A 17,961-nucleotide genomic window follows, 5' to 3' on the forward strand; every position below is an offset into this window, starting at 1 on the left:
ATCTTATACTTTCACTGACGCTCTGATTGTGATGGCGTTTTTCGAATAAAACGTGGCGGTGAATTTTGGCGCGTTAACCTTCTTGCGAACTGCGTTCTTCCAAAAATTGGCACGGCTTAATATTAGGTATTCATGATATTTGTGCGTGGGCCGCGGCTTATATGGCTTATGCTTGGTTAATTTAAATGAGAAAAATATCGACTATAGCAATTTTCTACGAAGTATAAGTTGTTTGTATTTACCACGTCGCTTAGCGGAATGTTCTATTTTGCCTGTTACTTCTTGGCGAAGGATAAGACGGTGTAACTGCGGTTATGCTTACCATTGCCAGAAGGGACTAGACTATGAACAAGACGATTCGCGATTTGCTGGCCAAGTTCGGCGCGCTTCCCGTTGCTATCGATCAAATTGAAGACGATGCTGATCTTTACGCAACCGGACTGTCTTCCTTCGCTTCCGTACAGCTGATGCTTGGCATCGAGGAAGCCTTCGATATCGAGTTTCCCGACAATCTGCTGAACCGCAAGTCCTTCGCCAGCATCGCCGCGATCGAAAGAACCGTCGGCATGATCCTCGATAGTAGAAAGGTCGCATGATGAGTGCGGCGGTCGCTTTACTTGAGGTTGGGACGGGCGAGGGAGCGGCGGTGCGCGCCGCCCGCGTCGCAGCGATCGCCAGCCAGCACGCCGATGCCGTCGATGCCGAGGGCCGGTTCCCGCAGGAAGCCGTTGACGCCATGCGCGCCGAGAAGCTTCTTTCCATCCAGATTCCCGCCGATCTCGGCGGCGAAGGCGCGTCGATGACCGAAATCGCCGAGCTCTGCTCGATCCTCGGCCAGGCCTGTGCGGCGAGCGCCATGGTCTTCGCCATGCACCAGATCAAGCTATCGAGCCTGGTCGAGCATGGCGTCGACAGCGACTGGCACCGCGACTTCATGCGCCGCATCGCTAGGGAACAGCTTCTTCTCGCTTCGGCAACGACCGAAGGCGGGATCGGCGGCAACCTGCGCAACAGCATCTGCGCCATCAAGGTCGAAGGCGACACCTGCTATCTCGAAAAAGATGCGACTGTCATTTCCTATGGCGCCCATGCCGACGCCATCCTCATTACATCGCGCAGCCATGCCGAGGCGGCTTCTTCCGATCAGGTGCTGACCTGCTTCCTGAAGGACCAATACGATATCAAGCGCACCGTAGAGTGGAACACGCTCGGCATGCGCGGCACCTGCTCCGACGGCTTCCTGTTCAAGGGCGAGGCTCCGGCCAAGCAGATCCTGCCCAAGCCGTTTGCCGAGATCGCCGCGCAATCGATGCTGGCAAGCTCGCACCTGCTCTGGAGCGGTGTTTGGTATGGCATTGCCGCCGATGCGGTTTCCCGCGCACAGGCTTTCGTGCGTGCCGCCGCCCGCAAGTCTCCCGGCGCGCCACCACCCGGCGCCCTGCGCCTCGCCGAGGCCTCCAGCATGCTGCAGATGGTGAAATCCAATGTGGTTGCCGGGCTGAAGGCCTATGAAGAGGCCAAGCTCGATGCGGACCGCCTGTCGTCTATGGCTTTCGCCGTGGCGATGAACAACGTCAAGATCGCTTCGTCCGAGATGATCTTGCCGATCATCAACCACGCCATGCTGATCTGCGGCATCATGGGCTACAAGAACGGTACGCCCTACAGCCTCGGCCGCCACCTGCGCGACGCGCATTCGGCACAATTGATGATCTCGAATGACCGCATTCTCGGCAATACGTCGACCATGCTGCTCGTCCACAAACAAGATACCAGCCTGTTGGGGTAATCGTCATGGATATGCAAACATCGTTTCTCGACCGTCTTTTCGAATCCGGCCTGCTGATCGACACCGGCGTTGATGGCCTCTACGGTCGCAGCGGCCAGTTCGAAGACGTCATTTCCGCCTTCGAGCGGCTGATCGACAAGTTCGGCGGCGCCGATGGCGCCGAAGCTATCCGCTTTCCGCCCGGCATGAACCGCGCCTTCTTCGAAACCAGCGGCTACATGAAGAGCTTCCCGCAGCTGGCCGGCACGGTGCACAGCTTCTGCGGCAACGAGCTCGACCATATGGGCCTGTTGAAGTGCATGGAAGTCGGCGACGACTGGACGAAAGATCAACAGGCGACCGATATCGTGCTGACGCCGGCGGCCTGCTATCCGCTCTATCCGACGGTTGCCAAGCGCGGCGCCATTCCGGAAGACGGCGCGCTCTACGATCTGCAATCCTATTGCTTCCGTCATGAGCCCTCCAAGGACCCGGCCCGCCAGCAGCTCTTCCGCATGCGCGAATATGTCTGCATGGGCAGCGAAAAGCATGTGACGGATTTCCGCCAGAGCTGGATGGATCGCGGTGTCGAGATGATGAAGGCCGTCGGCCTCGATGTGACCATCGATGTCGCCAACGACCCGTTCTTTGGCCGCGCCGGCAAGATGCTTGCCAACAACCAGCGCGACCAGAATCTGAAGTTCGAGCTGCTGATCCCGATCACCTCTGTCGCCAAGCCGACCGCCTGCATGAGTTTCAACTATCACCAGGATGCCTTTGGCACGAAGTGGGGTCTGAACTTTGCTGATGGCAGCGTCGTGCACACGGCCTGCGTCGGCTTCGGCCTGGAGCGCATCGCGCTGGCGCTGTTCCATACCCACGGTCTCGACACCAAGGAATGGCCCGAGAGCGTGCGCAAGGCGCTGTGGGGCTGATCGCTTCCATGGCTGCCGTCTTTCAAGGGTTGGAACCCGCCACCTACAAGCCACATGCGCTGCACGACAGCGAGCGCATGTGGCCAGAGACGAACTGCTACATCGATCTCTGGATCGAGGTGCTTTCGAGCCTGAAGCTACCGCCGGAAGCCATGCTCGGCTTCACGGTGACACAGGATTTCGAGGGTGACCAGTTCACCTTCTTCAAGGCACCGCTCGAGGATCTCGAAGCGCTTTACGGCGTTCGCTGCACCGAGCTCGCGATCTACGACAAGGTTGAGAACCATGTCGCCGAGCAGATCGGTCGCGGCCGGCTTTGCCTGGTGGAGATGGATTCCTTCTTCATGCCGGATACTCAAGGGATCGGCTATCGCCGCGAACACGGCAAGACGACGGTGGCGATCAACCGGCTCGATATGCAGGGTCGCAGGCTCGACTATTTCCACAATGGCGGCTTCTTCCAGCTGTCGGGTGAGGATTTCGACGGGCTTTTCCAACTGCATCTGACGGATGAGGACCTGCCCTTCCTGCCTTACACGGAATTTGCGAAATTCCCGGAGAAGGCACCGGCCGAAGCCGCGATCCGTCAGACGGCGCGGCAGCTTCTGTCCTTTCATTTCCGCCGCCGACCGAAGGCTAATCCGATCCGCGCCTTCGCGGAGGTCTTCCCTGTGCAGGTGGAAGCGGTCGCCGAACGGCCTTTCGGCTTCTTCCATAAATATGCTTTCAACACGCTGCGCCAGCTCGGCGCCAATTTCGAACTGGCCGGCAGCCATTTCGATTGGTTCTCGGCCGATTTGTCCGATGCGGCGACAGAAGCGCGGAAAATTTCCGAGACAGCAAAATCGGTGCAGTTCCAGCTTGCCCGCGCCATCACGCGCAAGAAATTCGAGCCGTTGCGCACGGCCCTTGATCCTGCCGCTGATGCGTGGGATGCCATGATGGGCGAGCTCGAACGGAAGCTTTAGGCGGCTCCCGTTCGATCCGCGGCAGGCTGGGTCATTTCTGAAAATATTGGGGCGGGGAAATCCCCCGGAAGATGTCATGGGCGGGCGCTTGGCGGATCTCGGCGGTGGAATGCGGCTGAGCGAAGGTTGGAATCTGGTACTGACGGAGGCGGGCACCTGCGTCTCGCCCTCTGACGTGCCGCTGACATCAGGCTTCATTCCGGCTCCAGTGCCGGGCACGGTGGCGGAAGCGCTGGAAAAGGCCGGGCGTTTCGACCGGACGAGGCCTCAGCCTCTGCATGATAGCGATGCCTGGTACATCTGCCGTCTGGTGGATGCGGAGGCCGGCGAGGCGGTCTTGCGGCTCGAAGGGCTGGCGACGCTGTGCGAAGTCTTCCTGAACGGCCAGCAAATCCTCGTCTCCGAGAGCATGTTCGAAGCGCATGACGTCGACGTTACCTTGCTTGGCGGCGACGAGCTGGCACTTTGCTTCCGCGCGCTGGAGCCGAGGCTTTCCGAGCCCGGTCCGCGCGCCCGCTGGCGGCCGCAGATGATGACGCCGCAGGGCTTGCGGATGGTGCGCACGACGCTGCTCGGCCATATGCCCGGCTGGTGCCCGGAGGTTCAGGCGGTCGGCCCGTGGCGGCCGATTTCGCTTCTGCGGCCGAGTGCGCCCGTGATCCGCGATCTCTCCCTGCGGCCGGATCTGCTCGATAACGGCGAAGGCAGGCTTTATGCCTCGCTGGCGGCCGAGGGCGATATCAACGAGCTGCTGCTGAAGTGCGGGGAGACGGAACAGGCGTTCGAGAAGGATGGTCCCGGGCGCTACACCGCAATCCTGAAAATTCCTGGCGTGGCGCCTTGGTGGCCGCATACGCATGGCACGCCGCAGCTTCATGATGTGACGCTCATCGTCGATGGCGCCGAACACGCGCTTGGGCAGACCGGCTTTCGCCGGCTGTCCGTCGATCGCGGCGCCAATGGCGAGGATTTCGCTGTGATCGTCAATGGCGAGCGGATCTTCTGCCGAGGTGCCGTGTGGACCACGGCGGATATCGTGCGCCTGCCCGGCGGCAGCGACGATTACCGGAGCTGGCTGCGGCTGGCGGCCGAGGCCGGCATGAACATGATCCGCATAGGCGGCACTATGGCCTATGAGACGCCGGAGTTCTTCCGCCTCTGCGATGAACTTGGTCTGCTGGTCTGGCAGGACTTCATGTTCGCCAATTTCGACTATCCGAAGAACGACGCGGCCTTCAACGCCCATGTCGAATCGGAGGTTTCCGAGCTTCTGAACCGCACCCGCCTGTCGCCTTCGCTGGCGGTCCTTTGCGGCGGCAGCGAGATCCATCAGCAGGCGGCCATGATGGGCTTGCCCGAACAGTTCTGGAAAAGCCCCATCGTCGAGGAGATCATCCCGCCGCTGGTGCAAACGCTGCGGCCGGATGTGCCCTATGTGGTCAATTCGCCCTCAGGCGGTGCCATGCCGTTTTCGCCGAATGCCGGGGTCACGCATTATTATGGCGTCGGCGCTTACATGCGGCCGCTTGCCGACGCGCGCTGTGCCGACGTCCGCTTTGCTGCCGAGAGCCTGGCTTTCGCGCATGTGCCGCAAGCCCGCACGCTCGGTCAGCATCTGCCGGTTCCGGCAGTCCATAGCCCGCTATGGAAAGAGCGTGTGCCGCGCGATCGCGGCGCGTCCTGGGATTTCGAGGATGTGCGCGACCATTATCTTCAAGAACTCTACGGCTTCGAGCCCAATCGGCTGCGGCGGGAAGACCCGGATCTCTATCTCAACCTTTCGCGCGCCGTGACTGGCGAAGTCGCCGAAGAGACCTATGCCGAGTGGCGCCGCCACGGTTCCGGCTGCAACGGCGCGCTCGTCTGGACGCTGCAGGACCTGCTTCCCGGCCCCGGTTGGGGTGTGATCGATTCCACCGGGGAGCCGAAGCCAGTCTGGTATGGACTACGCCGCGCCTTCCGGCCCGTGCAGGTGCTGTTGATGGATGAGGGCACGAACGGTCTTGATGTTCATGTCATCAATGAAAGCGATACGGCGCTTGACCTGACGGTCGAGGTCTCCTGCCTGCGCGACGGCCGGCAGATCGTCGTCGGTGGTGGCCGCGATCTGTTGGTAGAAGCGCGCGGCAAGCAAAAGATAGCCTGCACTGATCTTTTCGGCGCCTTCTTCGACACGACCTACGCCTTCCGTTTCGGGCCGCCGTCGCATGACGTGACTATGGCGCGGCTGACGGCGCCGGCAACGGGCTCTGTCATCGCTGAGGCCTTCTATTTTCCGCTTGGGCGCACCAAGGCGTTCCACGACGCTGAGATCACGGCATCGGCGGTACAGGAGGGCGAGGATTGGTATCTGGAGTTAAGAAGCGACCGGCTGGCGCAATCGGTGCAGATCGATCTGGAAGCCTATCGGGCCGAGGATGACTGGTTCCATCTTGCGCCAGGCAGCCGGCGGATTCGGCTGCACCGGCGAGAGAGTATTCCGGCCGATGTTGTTCCAGCCGGGCAAATCCGCTCCGTCGGCAGCCGGCGGATCGTGGAGGTGTGAGAAGGCGCGGAGGTCTATCTCGCCCCTGGCGGGCGAGAAAGCAATTTCATTGGTTTAGGAATTGCGACATTGGAGGCTCAGCGCGTTCAAAAGCTCGGCGCAATTTCTAAGCCATTGAAATTGCAAGAGATGGGGTCGTTTCTTGCGCCAATAAACTGGAAGCTGATTGCGTCCATGCCTACCCCCGCTCTTGTAAAAACTAAGAATTAGACGAGGAACGAGCCCTCGCCTAATCCTAAGTTTTTACTTTCTCGCCCGCCAGGGGCGAGATAGGCCCCAACCTGCTTCAACATGCTCCTACAAGGTCACCCCATCCGGCCCGAACAAATGGCAGCGTTCGGGATCGATATGGATGCTGATCGTCTCGCCGGCGCGGATGGCTTGCTGGTCTTCCAGCGCGACCGTCAATGCCTGGCCGCCATGCAGCGTGACGTAGAGGATCGTCTGGCCGCCGAGATGCTCGACCAGATCGACGCGGGCATTGCCGAGCGCCAGGCCGCGATCGCCGACATTCAGGTGTTCCGGGCGGGCGCCGAGGGTCACAGGTTGCCCCGGCTGGAGGCTGCCCAGCCGCCGCGGCAGGCGCACGGTCTGGCCGGCGAGATCGATCACCGCGGAGCCGTCGTCGGAGGCGACGATCTTCGCGTCGAGGAAGTTCATCTTCGGCGAGCCGATGAAGCCGGCGACGAACTTGTTCTTCGGCTTGTTGTAGAGATCAAGGGGAGCGCCGACCTGCTCGATCTTGCCGCCATTCAGCACGACGATCTTGTCGGCCATGGTCATGGCCTCCGTCTGGTCGTGGGTGACATAGATCATGGTGTTGCCGAGCCGCTGGTGCAGGCGGGCGATTTCGACGCGCATCTGCACGCGCAGTTCGGCATCGAGGTTCGAGAGCGGCTCGTCGAAAAGGAAGATATTGGGCTCGCGCACGATGGCGCGGCCGATGGCGACGCGCTGGCGCTGGCCGCCGGAAAGCTGCTTTGGCTTGCGTTGCAGTAGCTGCGTGATTTGCAGGACTTCGGCTGCCTTTTCGACGCGCGGCTGGATCTCATGCTTCTTCATGCCTGCGGTTTCGAGACCGAAGGCGAGGTTCTTGTAGACGCTCATATGCGGGTAAAGTGCATAAGACTGGAAGACCATGGCGATGCCGCGCTTGGAGGCGGGCACATCGTTCATGCGGCTGCCGTCGAGATAGAGCCCACCGCCGGAAATCGGCTCGAGGCCGGCGATCATGCGCAGGAGCGTGGACTTGCCGCAGCCGGAGGGGCCGACGAAAACGGTGAATTCCCCCGGCTCGATCTCCAGGTCGATCCCGTGAACCACCTGAAGCTCGCCATAGCGCTTGATAACCTTCTGCAGCGATACGCTTGTCGCCATGGGCGCTCCCTCCTTGTTGGTTCTGATGGTTCGCGGGGCAACGTTCATGACGGCCTCCAGCTCTTGTATTTTTTGGCTTCCGGTCCGACGGGGAAGCGGACTTCGGTGCGGGTTTCCGATGATTCATAGAATGCCGTGACCAGCTCCAGCGCCTGGCGGGCATCGACTGTGGTCACCGGCAGCGGTCCGCCCGACACCAGCGCTTCATGGAACAGTTTCATCTGCGTATTGAAACGGTTCGGGATCGGTAACCAGTTGGCGAGCAGCGCATCGATTTTCGCACCGATTTCATCATTGGCAGGAATGATCTTCCAAGGATCCTGGCCGGGGCTGTAGGGCTCGTGGTTGCTTTCGATCAGGACGTTTTCGAAGGCGAGCCGCAGGCGGCTGATCTGCTCCTGCGAGCCGAGCGTCGCGCTGATGGTGGCGAGCGCGCCATTTTCCATCAGCAGACTGGCGCTGGCGCAATCCTCCACCTCGATATCGTTGACGCGGGTGGCGACGCGGCCGAAGAGGCCCGCGATCGGCCCCATCAGATAGGTCAGCATGTCATGCAGATGGATGGAATGGGTCATCAGCACGCCGCCGAGCTCGGTATCCCACTTGCCGCGCCAGGGGACCGCATAATAGTCGGCGCCGCGCACCCAATGCGTCTCCGACGTGGCGACGTAGGGCTTGCCGGCAATGCCCGAAGCGATGATGCGCTTGGCCTTCTGGATGCCGTCGCCATAGCGATACTGGAAGATCGGCATCAGCCGGCCCTTGGCCGTCTTTTCGGCGGCGATGACGGCATCGACATCGGCGAGCGATCCAACCAGGGGCTTCTCGCAGACCACATGCTTGCCGGCGGCGAGCGCCTGCATGATTAGCTGGAAATGCGAGCCGGGCGGCGTGCAGATGTCGATGATGTCGATATCGGGCATGTTGAGGACTTCGGAGAAATCCTTTAGGCGTCTCGCGATGCCGAATTCATCACCGACGGCGTTCAGACGTTCTTCGTTGAGATCGCAGAGGACGGCAACTTCATAGCGATCGGCATGCGGCAGATAGCCTTCGACGATATGGGAGCGGCCGATGCCGAGGCCGATGATTGCGACTTTCTTGATGTCGGACATAACGCAATTACCTTTGAATGTTCTTGAGCGATGTCGCCTCGGCGAGCACCTGCGCCTTCAACGCCAGCTCCATGGCCTTGAAGCAATGGTCCTGGCCCATGGCCGTTTCGGTGCGATCGCGGATATCGGCAACCAGCTGGCGACCATAGGGTAGTTCCACTCCGGTGCAGTCGATATGCTGCATGCCCTTGCGGTCGGTGAGGAAGAGATGGTCTGTGCCGGGCCTGCCGGCAACGTCGATATACTTGCGCAGCTCGATCGTGCCTTCGGTGCCGACGATGAAGAGGCGGCCGTCGCCCCATGTCGAAAGACCATCCGGCGTGAACCAGTCGACGCGGACATAGCCCGTGACGTCAGGCGTCCTCACATGGAAATCGCCATAGTCCTGCAGGCCGGGCGTTTCGGGATTGGCGCGGTTGGACACCGTCGCCGACAGCACTTCGGCTTCAAGGGAATCGGCGAAGAACAGGAACTGCTCGCACTGATGCGAGGCGATGTCGGCGATGATGCCGCCATAGCGCTTGCGGTCGAAGAACCAGTCCGGCCGGGTCGGTTTGCGCAGACGGTGGGGGCCGAGGCCTGTCGTGTGGATGACCTTGCCGATGGCGCCGGCCTTGACCAGTTCGCCGGCCTTGACCGTCGATGCCGTCTCGAAATGCTCGGAATAGAGGATGGAGACGATGCGTTTGGTCTCGGCCCGCACCTTCCGGACGTCAGCGAGCTGATCCAGTGTTACCATGCCGGGCTTGTCGAGCATCACGTCCTTGCCGTGGTGCATGGCCTCGATGGCAAGGCCGGCACGCTCGCAGGAGATTGCCGCGCTGACGATGAGCGCAATGGAGCCGTCCTCCAGGATTTCTCTTTTATCTGCAACGCGTTTCGCTTGCGGAAAACGCCCGGCGAAGACGGCGGCGAGATCGTCCTCCTCGGCGTGGAAGGCGACGAGTTCGGCGCCGGCCCGCAGCATGACGTTGACCTGGCCGTAGATGTGATCGTGATTGAGGCCGATGGCGGCAAAGCGCAGCGCGCTCATGCGACATTCCTTTCAATGGGTTTGTTGGTTTGCGGTCCCAAATCTTGGGTATTCGGGACCGCAGGGTTCGTAATCAGCGTTTGAGGCCGGCGGTCGCGATGCCGTCGATCAGCAGCCTCTGGAAGAAGAGGAAGATCAGGAAGACCGGGATCAGCGACAGGCTCGACATGGCGAACAGGCTGCTCCAGTCGGAACTTCCGGTGGAGTCTACGAAGGAGCGCAAGCCGAGCTGCACCGTGTAGGTGTTGATGTCGGATAGGTAGATCAGCGGCCCGAAGAAATCGTCCCAGGTCCAGATGAAGGAGAAGATGGCGGCCGTTGCCAGAACGGGAAGCGACAGCGGCAGCATGATGCGCCAGTAGATGCGCCATGGGCTGCAGCCGTCCATCATGGCCGCCTCATCCAGTTCGCGCGGAATGCCGCGGAAGAACTGCACCATCAGGAAGATGAAGAAGGCGTCGACGGCCAGGAATTTCGGCACGACGAGCGGCAGCATCGTCTTCACCCAGCCAAGCTTCAGGAACAGGATATATTGCGGGATCAGCGTGACGTGATAGGGCAGCATCAGCGTGCCCAGCATCAGCGCGAACCAGAAATTCTTGCCCCAAAAGTTCAGCCGCGCGAAGGCGTAAGCTGCCAGCGAGCAGGAAATGACGTTGCCGATGACCGAGAGCACGGCGATAACGGCGGAATTCCAGACGAATTTGCCGAAGGTCACCTGGCCGCCGAACCAGCCGCGGGCATAAGAGCTGAAATCGAAGTGCGATGGGATCAGCGAGGCCGTGCCGAAGATTTCGTTCTGGTCCTTGATCGAACCGGACAGCATCCACAGCAGCGGGTAGAGCATCACGATCGACGCGGCGACGAGGGCGATGTGGATGAGGACGGAGAGAAACCACGGGCGCTCGCGCGGCGGCTTCATGTCCTCGGCAAAATGGGTGAGCTTCGCGTCAGTCATCGTAGTGGACCCAATAACGAGCGGAGAGGAAGGAGAAGGCGGTGAAGATCGCGATGATGATAACCAGAACCCAGGCCAGCGCCGAGGCGTAGCCCATGCGGAAATAGCCGAAGGCTTCCTGGTAGAGATAGAGCGTGTAGAACAGCGTCGAGTCGATCGGGCCGCCAGTGCCGGAGGAAATCACATAGGCCGGCGTGAAAGCCTTGAAGGCGTCGATCGTCTGCACCACGGCGTTGAAGAAGATCACCGGCGTCAGAAGCGGCAGGGTGATCTTGAAGAATATCCGTGCCTTGGAGGCGCCGTCGAGGCTGGCGGCTTCATAGAGATCGGTCGGGATCTGACGAAGGCCTGCCAGGAAGATGATCATCGGCGAGCCGAACTGCCAGATGGCGAGAATGACGAGCGTATAGAGCGAATAATCCGGATTGGAGATCCAGCTCGGCCCGTTGATGCCGAAGGCGTACCAGAGCAGGGTGTTGACGATGCCGTCGGCATCGAAGATCTGCCGCCACAGCACCGCGATCGCGACGCTGGAGCCGAGCAGTGACGGCAGATAGAAGATGGCGCGATAGACCGGCAGGCCCTTGATGCCGCGGTTGAGCAGCAGCGCCACCAGCAGCGCGAAGGCGAGCTTCAGCGGCACCGAACAGACGACGTAAAACAGCGTCACCTTCATCGACGACAGGAACTTGTCGTCCGCCGTCGCGATCCGCACATAGTTGTCGATGCCGACGAGGTTCGGAGACTGCAGCAGATTGTAGTCGGTGAAGGAGAGATAGAGCGAGGCGATCGCCGGCCCGAGGGTCAGTCCGAAGAAGCCGATGAACCACGGCAGAAGGAAGAGATAGCCGGGCGCATTGCGCGCGAAGGCGCCCGGCGCCTTATAGGTGGTTTCCACGCGCAACGGCGCGCGCGCGCCGACGGCCAAGCCGCCGGCAACGCTCTTGCTGTTTGTACCCACGGTATCAGCCTCGCGTAATGTTTGCTGCTGCCTGTTCGGTGAACTTCGTGCCAGCGTCCTGCGCACTGGTTTTGCCGAAGGCCACTTCCTCGGCGATCTTCTTCAGCAGGAATGCATTCTCGCCGGCGCCGTTCGGCGGAGACGGCGGCAGCGCTCCGACATGCGGCGTCAGCCGGCCGATATAATCGACCACCTTCTTGCTTGTCTCATCAAGAGCTGGGGTCAGAAGATCGCGGATCTTCGGCGAGGCGGGAACGCCGCGTTCGACGCCGAGCGTCTTTGCCCCTTCCGGATCCTCCACCAGATAATTGACGAAGGCGACGGCTGCGTCCTTATTCTGGGACGTTGCCGAAACCGACATCAGCATCGAGGGTTTCAGATATTGGCCGGGCTTGCTGCCAGGGTTGCTCGGATAGGCGACCAGATCGATCTTTTCCTTGACCAAACCCTGAATGGCGACGAACTGGTTGGAATGGGCGTAGCTGACCGCTGCCTTCTTGGTCACGAGCATGTCGGTTTCGAGGGTCTGCTGGTCCAGCGCCTGGACGTCGGCTGGCGTGCAAGCGCCGATCTTGCGCATATGGCCCCAGAAATCGAACCATTCGGTCGCGTCCTTGGCTTCGAAAGCCAGCTTGCCGTCGGCCGTGTAGAGCGCCTTGCCGCGCTGGCGCAGCCAGCATTCCAAGGCCGGCTCGCCACCGCTTGCATCCGCCGTGCCGTAAAAGCCGCGGCGTTTCTTCGCGGCCGTAACCTTGGCGCAGGCATCCCCGAGATCTTCCCAGGCCATGCCGTCATGCGGCGGTTCGACGCCGGCTTCCGTCCAGGCGGCCGAGTTGACGACGACCATCGAGGAATTCACGCCGAGGTTGACGCCATAGATCTTGTTGTCGACCTTGCCGGAATCGATGTTGGCCGGGCCGAAATCCTCGATCGCCAGGCTCTTGCCGAGATAGGGCGTCATGTCGAGCAAGGCGCCGCGGCGGGCATATTCGAAGATGTAGCGATAATCCATCTGGATGAGATCGGGCGCGTTGCCGCCGCCGGTCTGGGTGGCCAAGCGCGTCCAATAGCTGTCCCAGCCGAAGGATTCGCCAGCGATGGTGATATCCGGGTTCTTCGCCTGATAGGCCTTTACGGCTGCAAATGTCCGGTCGCTGCGCTCCTTTGACCCCCACCAAAGAAGGCGCATCGCGGTTGCCGCATTGGCGCGGGAAAGTCCGATACTGCTGAAAGCTAGCGTGGCTGCCATTCCGGCAAGCAACTGCCGGCGGTCGATCGTCAACGTCATCCTGGTCTCCTCCCCAGCGAACCGATGATTTACGAACTGCTTTGCATGATATAACTATTTGGTTACAAGTTGGATAGAAACGCGATCGCTGTCAAGCACCAATCGCGTCACAATGAAAACGAGGCGTGCGGGAGCCGGCAGCATCCATCGCTAATGCTATCGTTCGGGAAGGAGATCGTCCATGGCGGGCAGGGCGAGACAAGAGACTGAAAATACAGCACAAGCGGATGCCGACAAGGCCGTCGCGAAGCGATCGAAAAAGGTGTCGCGCAATCCGCAGCGCACCCAGGAAACGATCCTGGAGGCGGCGACGGAAGAATTTGCCGCGCATGGTTTCGGTGGCGCCAGGGTGGATGCGATTGCAGCGCGGGCGCAGACCAACAAAAGGATGCTCTATCACTATTTCGGCGACAAGGAGGGCCTATACCTCGCCGTGCTGGAGGCGACCTATGCGACGATCCGCAATGCCGAAAAGCAGCTCGATCTCGCACGCCGCCATCCGGAGGAAGGAATGCGGGAGCTGGCCCTGTTCACCTGGCGGCATTTCCTTGCGCATCCCGAGTTTCTAAGCCTGCTTGCCACCGAAAACCTGCATCATGCCCATTATCTGCAACGCTCCGACAAGGTCTCGGCCATGCATTCGCATCTGATCGACGAACTTGCGGATGTGCTGCGCCGCGGCGAGGCGCTCGGCATTTTCCGGCCGGCGGTCGATCCGATATCCGTCTATCTCACGATTGCGGCACTCGGCTTTTTCTATCTGTCGAACCGACACACCTTGTCGACGATTTTCGCGCGCAAGCTGACGGCGCCGGATGCGCTGAATGAGTGGGGCGAGCATATCGTTGCCGTCACGCTCGCTTCGATCCGCGCATAGTGCCCGGCAGTGTGGCGGTTTCGAGAAATTTTCAAAAGGTGATTGACAAGGCTGGAGATAACGCGCGATCTTGTAACCATATGGTTACATTGCCTAGGCGACCAAGCATTTGCTTTTCCTGATTCCGGAGGGAGTCGGGCATGGAGGAAAATCATGAAGCCTGTCGTACCGACACGATCCATCGCCTGCCACAGGGCGATGCGATTGGCTGACGGCAAACTGCTTCTGCAATGAACTGAATAGCCCCTCACCCCAGCCCTCTCCCCGCTGAAACGGGGAGAGGGGGCGACAGAGCAAGCCAACTCGCTATCGCAATTTTGGGCTGGACGTAGGCTGGAAGACTCCCTCGCCCCGCATGCGGGGAGAGGGCTGGGGTGAGGGGCCATACACGCCAATGTCCTACTTACAGACTTGCCTGACCATCACAGGAGCCACCTGCCATCATGACCGATCCATTAAAAATCAGGCTCGCCGAGGCTGAAGCATTCGTGCGCCCAGTCAAGCTGCGGCTGCCCTTCCGTTTCGGGGCGGCGACCTTGCGGGAAGCGCGGCAGATTTTTCTGCACGTGCGCATCGAGGATGGGCAAGGACGTTCGGCTAAGGGCATGGCGGCGGAGCTGATGGTGCCGAAATGGTTCGATAAATCACCCGAGCTTTCCAATGCCGACAATGAAAACCAGCTGCGGCGGTCGTTGGCGCTGGCGCTCGATTCCCTGAGAGGCGCGGGCGCTGGAACAGCTTTCGGCCTGCATGCCGCCGTCGAGGCCTCGCATCATGCGCGAGCGGCGGCGGAGAAACTGAATGGGCTTGTCGCATCCTTCGGCCTGGCGCTTGCCAACCGGGCCATTCTCGATGCGCTCTGCCGGCTGGAGGGGCTGACGGTCGCACAAGCGATCAAGGCGAACCGTCCCGGCATCGATGCTTCCACGACGTCCGATCTCTCAGGCTTCGATCTGCCCGGCTTCCTGTCGACCTTGGAGCCGGCGGCAAGCCTTGCCGCGCGCCATACCGTCGGTCTGGTCGATGCCATCGTGTCTGGCGATATTCCGGCAAGCGAACGGCTGAACGACGGCCTGCCGGAGAGTTTCGAGGAGGCGATCGACGCCTATGGCCTGACCTTCTTCAAGGTCAAGGTTTCGGGTGCGCCTGACGCCGATATCGATCGTCTCTGCCGCGTCGCCGCCGTCATAGATGCCAAGGTGCCCAGCTATTCGGTGACGCTCGACGGCAACGAACAATTCTCATCTGCCGAAGCCGTCGCCGATCTGCTTTCCCGCGTGAGGGAGGAGCCGAGGCTTGCGCGTTTCGCCTCTTCGATCCTGTTCGTCGAGCAGCCGATCGCCCGCGCTCATGCATTCGAGAAGCCGGTGAAGGCACTGGCTGCCTTCAAGCCGGTGGAGATCGATGAATCCGATGCGGATATCGATGCCTTCGTCACGGCGAGGGGGCTCGGCTATACCGGCATTTCCTCGAAATCCTGTAAAGGGTTCTATCGCTCGCTATTGAACCGGGCGCGCGTCGCCAAGTGGAGCGCCGAGGACGGTATCCCCTATTTCATGTCGGCCGAGGATCTGACGACTCAAGGGGGGCTTGCCGTGCAGCAGGACCTGGCGCTGGCTTCCCTCATCGGCATGACGCATATCGAGCGCAACGGTCATCACTATGTTGACGGCATGGCTGGCGCGCCGGAGGCGGAGCAGGCCGCTTTCGCCAGGGCGCATTCCGATCTCTATCGCGTCAGTAATGGCCGCACGCGGCTGCGGATCGAAGCGGGGCAGCTTGCGATCGGCTCCGTTGTCGGCGCTGTCGGACTTGGCTCGTCGGTCGAGCCAGACTGGGCGGCGATGGAGGGGGCTCTGGCGTAGGATTTTGGTCAGGGTCATTAGGGTCCGCGTCGGTGTCCTGCCTCGTGCCTGGCCCCTCACCCTAGCCCTAGCCCTCTCCCCGCTCGCGGGGAGAGGGGACTACGGAGCAAGACATTCGAATTCACCGCGCGGATTTGGCACGGAAAGCTCCCTCTCCCCGCGAGCGGGGTGAGGGGCATCTCACCGAAGTAGAGGCCTGCGGCCTCACATCGCCATTTGCAGACTCTGGAGGAAGAGATATGCAGTCGTCATCGAAGAAACGCTATGTTCTGGTCGGCACCGGCAATCGCGGCGTGACCATGTGGGGTAAGGACCTTGTCGAGCGCTGGAGCAGCGCGGTTGAACTCGTCGCAGTCTGCGATCTCAACGCCATGCGGGCTCAGCGGGGGCTCGAATATATCGGTGCCTCCGTGCCTGTTTACACCGATTTCGACGAGCTGCTGCGGGTGGAGAGGCCCGATCTCGTGATCGTCTGCACCCGCGATTCGACCCATGACGATCTGATCGTCAAGGCGATGGAGGCCGGCGCCGATGTCATCAGCGAGAAGCCGATGACGACGACCGTCGACAAGATCAAGCGCATCCTCAACGCCGAGGCGCGCACCGGCAAGCGGCTGGATATCTCCTTCAATTACCGTTTTGCGCCGACGGCAGCGAAGATCAAGGAACTGATCAATTCCGGCGTCATCGGCGACGTCACTTCAGTCGACTTCCATTGGTACCTCGACACCAGTCACGGTGCCGATTACTTCCGCCGCTGGCATGCTTTCGTTGAAAACTCAGGCAGCCTCTTCGTTCACAAGGCGACGCATCATTTCGACCTTTTGAACTGGTATCTGGATTCCGATCCGGAAACGGTCGCCGCTTTTGCCGATCTCAAGCACTATGGCCGCAAGGGTCCGTTTCGCGGCGAGCGCTGTCGCACCTGTCGCTACAAGGACGAATGCGATTATTATCTCGACATCAGCGCGACGCCGCTGCTCGAGAGCCTTTACGAGGAGCCTTCCACCGTCGACGGCTATCTGCGCGATGCCTGTGTCTTCCGAGAGGATATCGACATCCCCGATACGATGGTTGCCTCCATCCGCTATCGCAACGGCGTCAACGTCTCCTATTCGCTCAATACCTACATGCCGATCGAAGGGCATCACATCGCCTTCAACGGCCATAAGGGTCGCATCGAGCTGCGGCAGTATGAGAAGCAGAACTGGACGACGCCTCCCGCTGATGAGATCGTCGTGATGAAGAATTTCGGTGATGTCGAGCGGATATGGGTGCCGCATTCATCCGGCGGGCATTATGGCGGCGATGACCGGCTGCGCAACATGCTGTTGCGCTCCGGTCCGAACGACGAGCTCAAACAGCGCGCCGGCTCGCGGGCAGGGGCGATGTCGGTTCTCTGTGGCATTGCCGCGCTGCAGAGCAGCCGCACGGGCCAGCAGGTATCGGTGGCCGATATCTGGGGCGAGGATGGCGGGTTGAACTTGCTGGAGCCGCGGCCTTAGGGCCGCGGTGTTTAAGTCTTCCGGTTCCGAGATCAGCTGCAGCCCGGGAGCTGCTGTGCATAGATTCGTGTCATGCCGTTGAAGCGCCTGGCACCGGCGAGTGCGGTCGCATTGCCGCGCCACGATCCCTGTAGATAGCCTTTGGGTCCCGAATAATAAGCGAGATAAAGATCGTAGGAATTATTCAGGGCAACCCCTGTCTGCAGATGGGTCTGGTAATGATACCAGCCGACGAAGTCGATGGCGTCGGAGAAATTGGTGCGGCTTGCCGTCCAGTTGCCGGTCTCGCGCTTATACTTGTCCCATGTGCCGTCGAGGGCCTGCGAATAGCCGTAGGCCGTCGTCGGGCGCTTCCAGGGAATGAAGCCGAGCAAATAGCGGCGCGGCGGCCGGGCGCGCGGCCGGAAGCCGGATTCGGTATAGATCGTCGCCATCAGGATCGGCACCGGCACGCCGTATTTGCGTTCGGTGCGCTCCGCTGCCCGCTGCCAATTGTTGAACCAGCCATCGCGCTGGTCGAAGATCGCGCAGATGTTGCGGGTGCGCGATGGGGCAGTGGCACAGCCTGCCAGCACACCGAGCAGCATCACGGCCAGAATGGAAAGGACGCGGGTACGCATTACTAGAACCTCTTCCGCCGCGCGTCTTCCAGGCGCGCAAAGGACGCAGCAACAACTCTGTTGGCGCATGATCCTTTTCAAAAATTCGAAACCGAACTTTTGAGGTCATGCGCTGAGAAGAGTGCTAGCGCGGAATGATTAAAAAC

At 60.8% G+C, this 17,961-nt stretch carries 15 protein-coding genes; 8 read left to right on the forward strand and 7 right to left on the reverse strand.

Translation table 11 applies throughout. From position 1 onward, the window contains the following. Window positions 1-344: 344 nt before the first annotated feature. From GA0061103_RS31580 to GA0061103_RS31600, 5 genes are all read left to right on the forward strand, one after another. Window positions 345-596 carry an acyl carrier protein gene (locus tag GA0061103_RS31580; RefSeq protein WP_075853503.1) on the forward strand — a complete coding sequence of 84 codons (252 nt, stop codon included), beginning with the start codon at window positions 345-347 and terminating at the stop codon, window positions 594-596. Next, entirely contained in the window at window positions 596-1,789 is a 1,194-nt protein-coding gene (locus GA0061103_RS31585; RefSeq protein ID WP_092719298.1) for an acyl-CoA dehydrogenase family protein, read from the forward strand. The genes GA0061103_RS31580 and GA0061103_RS31585 overlap by 1 nt, the downstream gene beginning before the upstream one ends. Before the next feature lie 5 nt (window positions 1,790-1,794). Further along, a complete protein-coding gene (locus GA0061103_RS31590) occupies window positions 1,795-2,703 on the forward strand; it encodes an amino acid--[acyl-carrier-protein] ligase (protein ID WP_092719093.1) in 909 nt (302 codons plus the stop codon). A gap of 8 nt (window positions 2,704-2,711) precedes the next feature. Continuing rightward, window positions 2,712-3,671, forward strand: coding sequence for a DUF1839 family protein (locus tag GA0061103_RS31595; RefSeq protein WP_092719301.1), 960 nt, complete (start codon window positions 2,712-2,714; stop codon window positions 3,669-3,671). A gap of 76 nt (window positions 3,672-3,747) precedes the next feature. After that, complete coding sequence (locus GA0061103_RS31600; RefSeq protein WP_092719097.1) at window positions 3,748-6,216, forward strand: glycoside hydrolase family 2 protein; 2,469 nt, start codon at window positions 3,748-3,750, stop codon at window positions 6,214-6,216. A gap of 297 nt (window positions 6,217-6,513) precedes the next feature. On the opposite strand, the gene GA0061103_RS31605 is transcribed toward GA0061103_RS31600, so the two are convergent. The 6 genes from GA0061103_RS31605 to GA0061103_RS31630 all read right to left on the reverse strand — a co-directional run bounded on the left by GA0061103_RS31605 (window position 6,514) and on the right by GA0061103_RS31630 (window position 12,948). Next, entirely contained in the window at window positions 6,514-7,593 is a 1,080-nt protein-coding gene (locus GA0061103_RS31605) for an ABC transporter ATP-binding protein (RefSeq protein ID WP_092719304.1), read from the reverse strand. A 44-nt stretch (window positions 7,594-7,637) separates the two neighbouring features. Beyond that, complete coding sequence (locus GA0061103_RS31610) at window positions 7,638-8,708, reverse strand: Gfo/Idh/MocA family protein (RefSeq protein WP_092719100.1); 1,071 nt, start codon at window positions 8,706-8,708, stop codon at window positions 7,638-7,640. A gap of 7 nt (window positions 8,709-8,715) precedes the next feature. Continuing rightward, entirely contained in the window at window positions 8,716-9,741 is a 1,026-nt protein-coding gene (locus GA0061103_RS31615) for a Gfo/Idh/MocA family protein (RefSeq protein WP_092719104.1), read from the reverse strand. Between the two features lie 73 nt (window positions 9,742-9,814). After that, window positions 9,815-10,699 (reverse strand): carbohydrate ABC transporter permease, encoded by an 885-nt coding sequence (locus GA0061103_RS31620; RefSeq protein WP_092719109.1) that lies wholly within the window; start codon window positions 10,697-10,699, stop codon window positions 9,815-9,817. Next, window positions 10,692-11,627: a carbohydrate ABC transporter permease gene (locus GA0061103_RS31625; RefSeq protein WP_425349573.1), complete on the reverse strand. Its 936-nt coding sequence runs from the start codon at window positions 11,625-11,627 to the stop codon at window positions 10,692-10,694. The genes GA0061103_RS31620 and GA0061103_RS31625 overlap by 8 nt, the downstream gene beginning before the upstream one ends. A gap of 37 nt (window positions 11,628-11,664) precedes the next feature. Beyond that, a complete protein-coding gene (locus GA0061103_RS31630; protein WP_092719115.1) occupies window positions 11,665-12,948 on the reverse strand; it encodes an ABC transporter substrate-binding protein in 1,284 nt (427 codons plus the stop codon). Between the two features lie 181 nt (window positions 12,949-13,129). Here GA0061103_RS31630 and GA0061103_RS31635 point away from each other — a divergent pair, with 181 nt between their 5' ends. From GA0061103_RS31635 to GA0061103_RS31645, 3 genes are all read left to right on the forward strand, one after another. Beyond that, entirely contained in the window at window positions 13,130-13,825 is a 696-nt protein-coding gene (locus GA0061103_RS31635) for a TetR/AcrR family transcriptional regulator (RefSeq protein ID WP_092719118.1), read from the forward strand. Window positions 13,826-14,268: 443 nt separating this feature from the next. Continuing rightward, window positions 14,269-15,690, forward strand: coding sequence for an enolase-like domain-containing protein (locus GA0061103_RS31640; RefSeq protein WP_092719121.1), 1,422 nt, complete (start codon window positions 14,269-14,271; stop codon window positions 15,688-15,690). A 239-nt stretch (window positions 15,691-15,929) separates the two neighbouring features. Then, entirely contained in the window at window positions 15,930-17,195 is a 1,266-nt protein-coding gene (locus GA0061103_RS31645; protein ID WP_092719125.1) for a Gfo/Idh/MocA family protein, read from the forward strand. A 32-nt stretch (window positions 17,196-17,227) separates the two neighbouring features. On the opposite strand, the gene GA0061103_RS31650 is transcribed toward GA0061103_RS31645, so the two are convergent. Next, complete coding sequence (locus GA0061103_RS31650) at window positions 17,228-17,815, reverse strand: transglycosylase SLT domain-containing protein (protein ID WP_092719129.1); 588 nt, start codon at window positions 17,813-17,815, stop codon at window positions 17,228-17,230. Between the last annotated feature and the right edge of the window lie 146 nt (window positions 17,816-17,961).

Origin of the sequence: Martinezella multihospitum, assembly GCF_900094585.1 — a bacterium.
GTDB classification, from domain to species: domain Bacteria; phylum Pseudomonadota; class Alphaproteobacteria; order Rhizobiales; family Rhizobiaceae; genus Rhizobium; species Rhizobium multihospitium.

Bases quoted from the DNA above. Each gene is read 5' to 3' on its own strand.
- GA0061103_RS31640 (WP_092719121.1), top strand. From the start codon at position 14,269: ATGACCGATCCATTAAAAATCAGGCTCGCCGAGGCTGAAGCATTCGTG.
- GA0061103_RS31630 (WP_092719115.1), bottom strand. From the start codon at position 12,948: ATGACGTTGACGATCGACCGCCGGCAGTTGCTTGCCGGAATGGCAGCC.
- GA0061103_RS31615 (WP_092719104.1), bottom strand. From the start codon at position 9,741: ATGAGCGCGCTGCGCTTTGCCGCCATCGGCCTCAATCACGATCACATC.
- GA0061103_RS31610 (WP_092719100.1), bottom strand. From the start codon at position 8,708: ATGTCCGACATCAAGAAAGTCGCAATCATCGGCCTCGGCATCGGCCGC.
- GA0061103_RS31620 (WP_092719109.1), bottom strand. From the start codon at position 10,699: ATGACTGACGCGAAGCTCACCCATTTTGCCGAGGACATGAAGCCGCCG.
- GA0061103_RS31605 (WP_092719304.1), bottom strand. From the start codon at position 7,593: ATGGCGACAAGCGTATCGCTGCAGAAGGTTATCAAGCGCTATGGCGAG.
- GA0061103_RS31650 (WP_092719129.1), bottom strand. From the start codon at position 17,815: ATGCGTACCCGCGTCCTTTCCATTCTGGCCGTGATGCTGCTCGGTGTG.
- GA0061103_RS31580 (WP_075853503.1), top strand. From the start codon at position 345: ATGAACAAGACGATTCGCGATTTGCTGGCCAAGTTCGGCGCGCTTCCC.
- GA0061103_RS31645 (WP_092719125.1), top strand. From the start codon at position 15,930: ATGCAGTCGTCATCGAAGAAACGCTATGTTCTGGTCGGCACCGGCAAT.
- GA0061103_RS31635 (WP_092719118.1), top strand. From the start codon at position 13,130: ATGGCGGGCAGGGCGAGACAAGAGACTGAAAATACAGCACAAGCGGAT.
- GA0061103_RS31585 (WP_092719298.1), top strand. From the start codon at position 596: ATGAGTGCGGCGGTCGCTTTACTTGAGGTTGGGACGGGCGAGGGAGCG.
- GA0061103_RS31590 (WP_092719093.1), top strand. From the start codon at position 1,795: ATGGATATGCAAACATCGTTTCTCGACCGTCTTTTCGAATCCGGCCTG.
- GA0061103_RS31595 (WP_092719301.1), top strand. From the start codon at position 2,712: ATGGCTGCCGTCTTTCAAGGGTTGGAACCCGCCACCTACAAGCCACAT.
- GA0061103_RS31600 (WP_092719097.1), top strand. From the start codon at position 3,748: ATGGGCGGGCGCTTGGCGGATCTCGGCGGTGGAATGCGGCTGAGCGAA.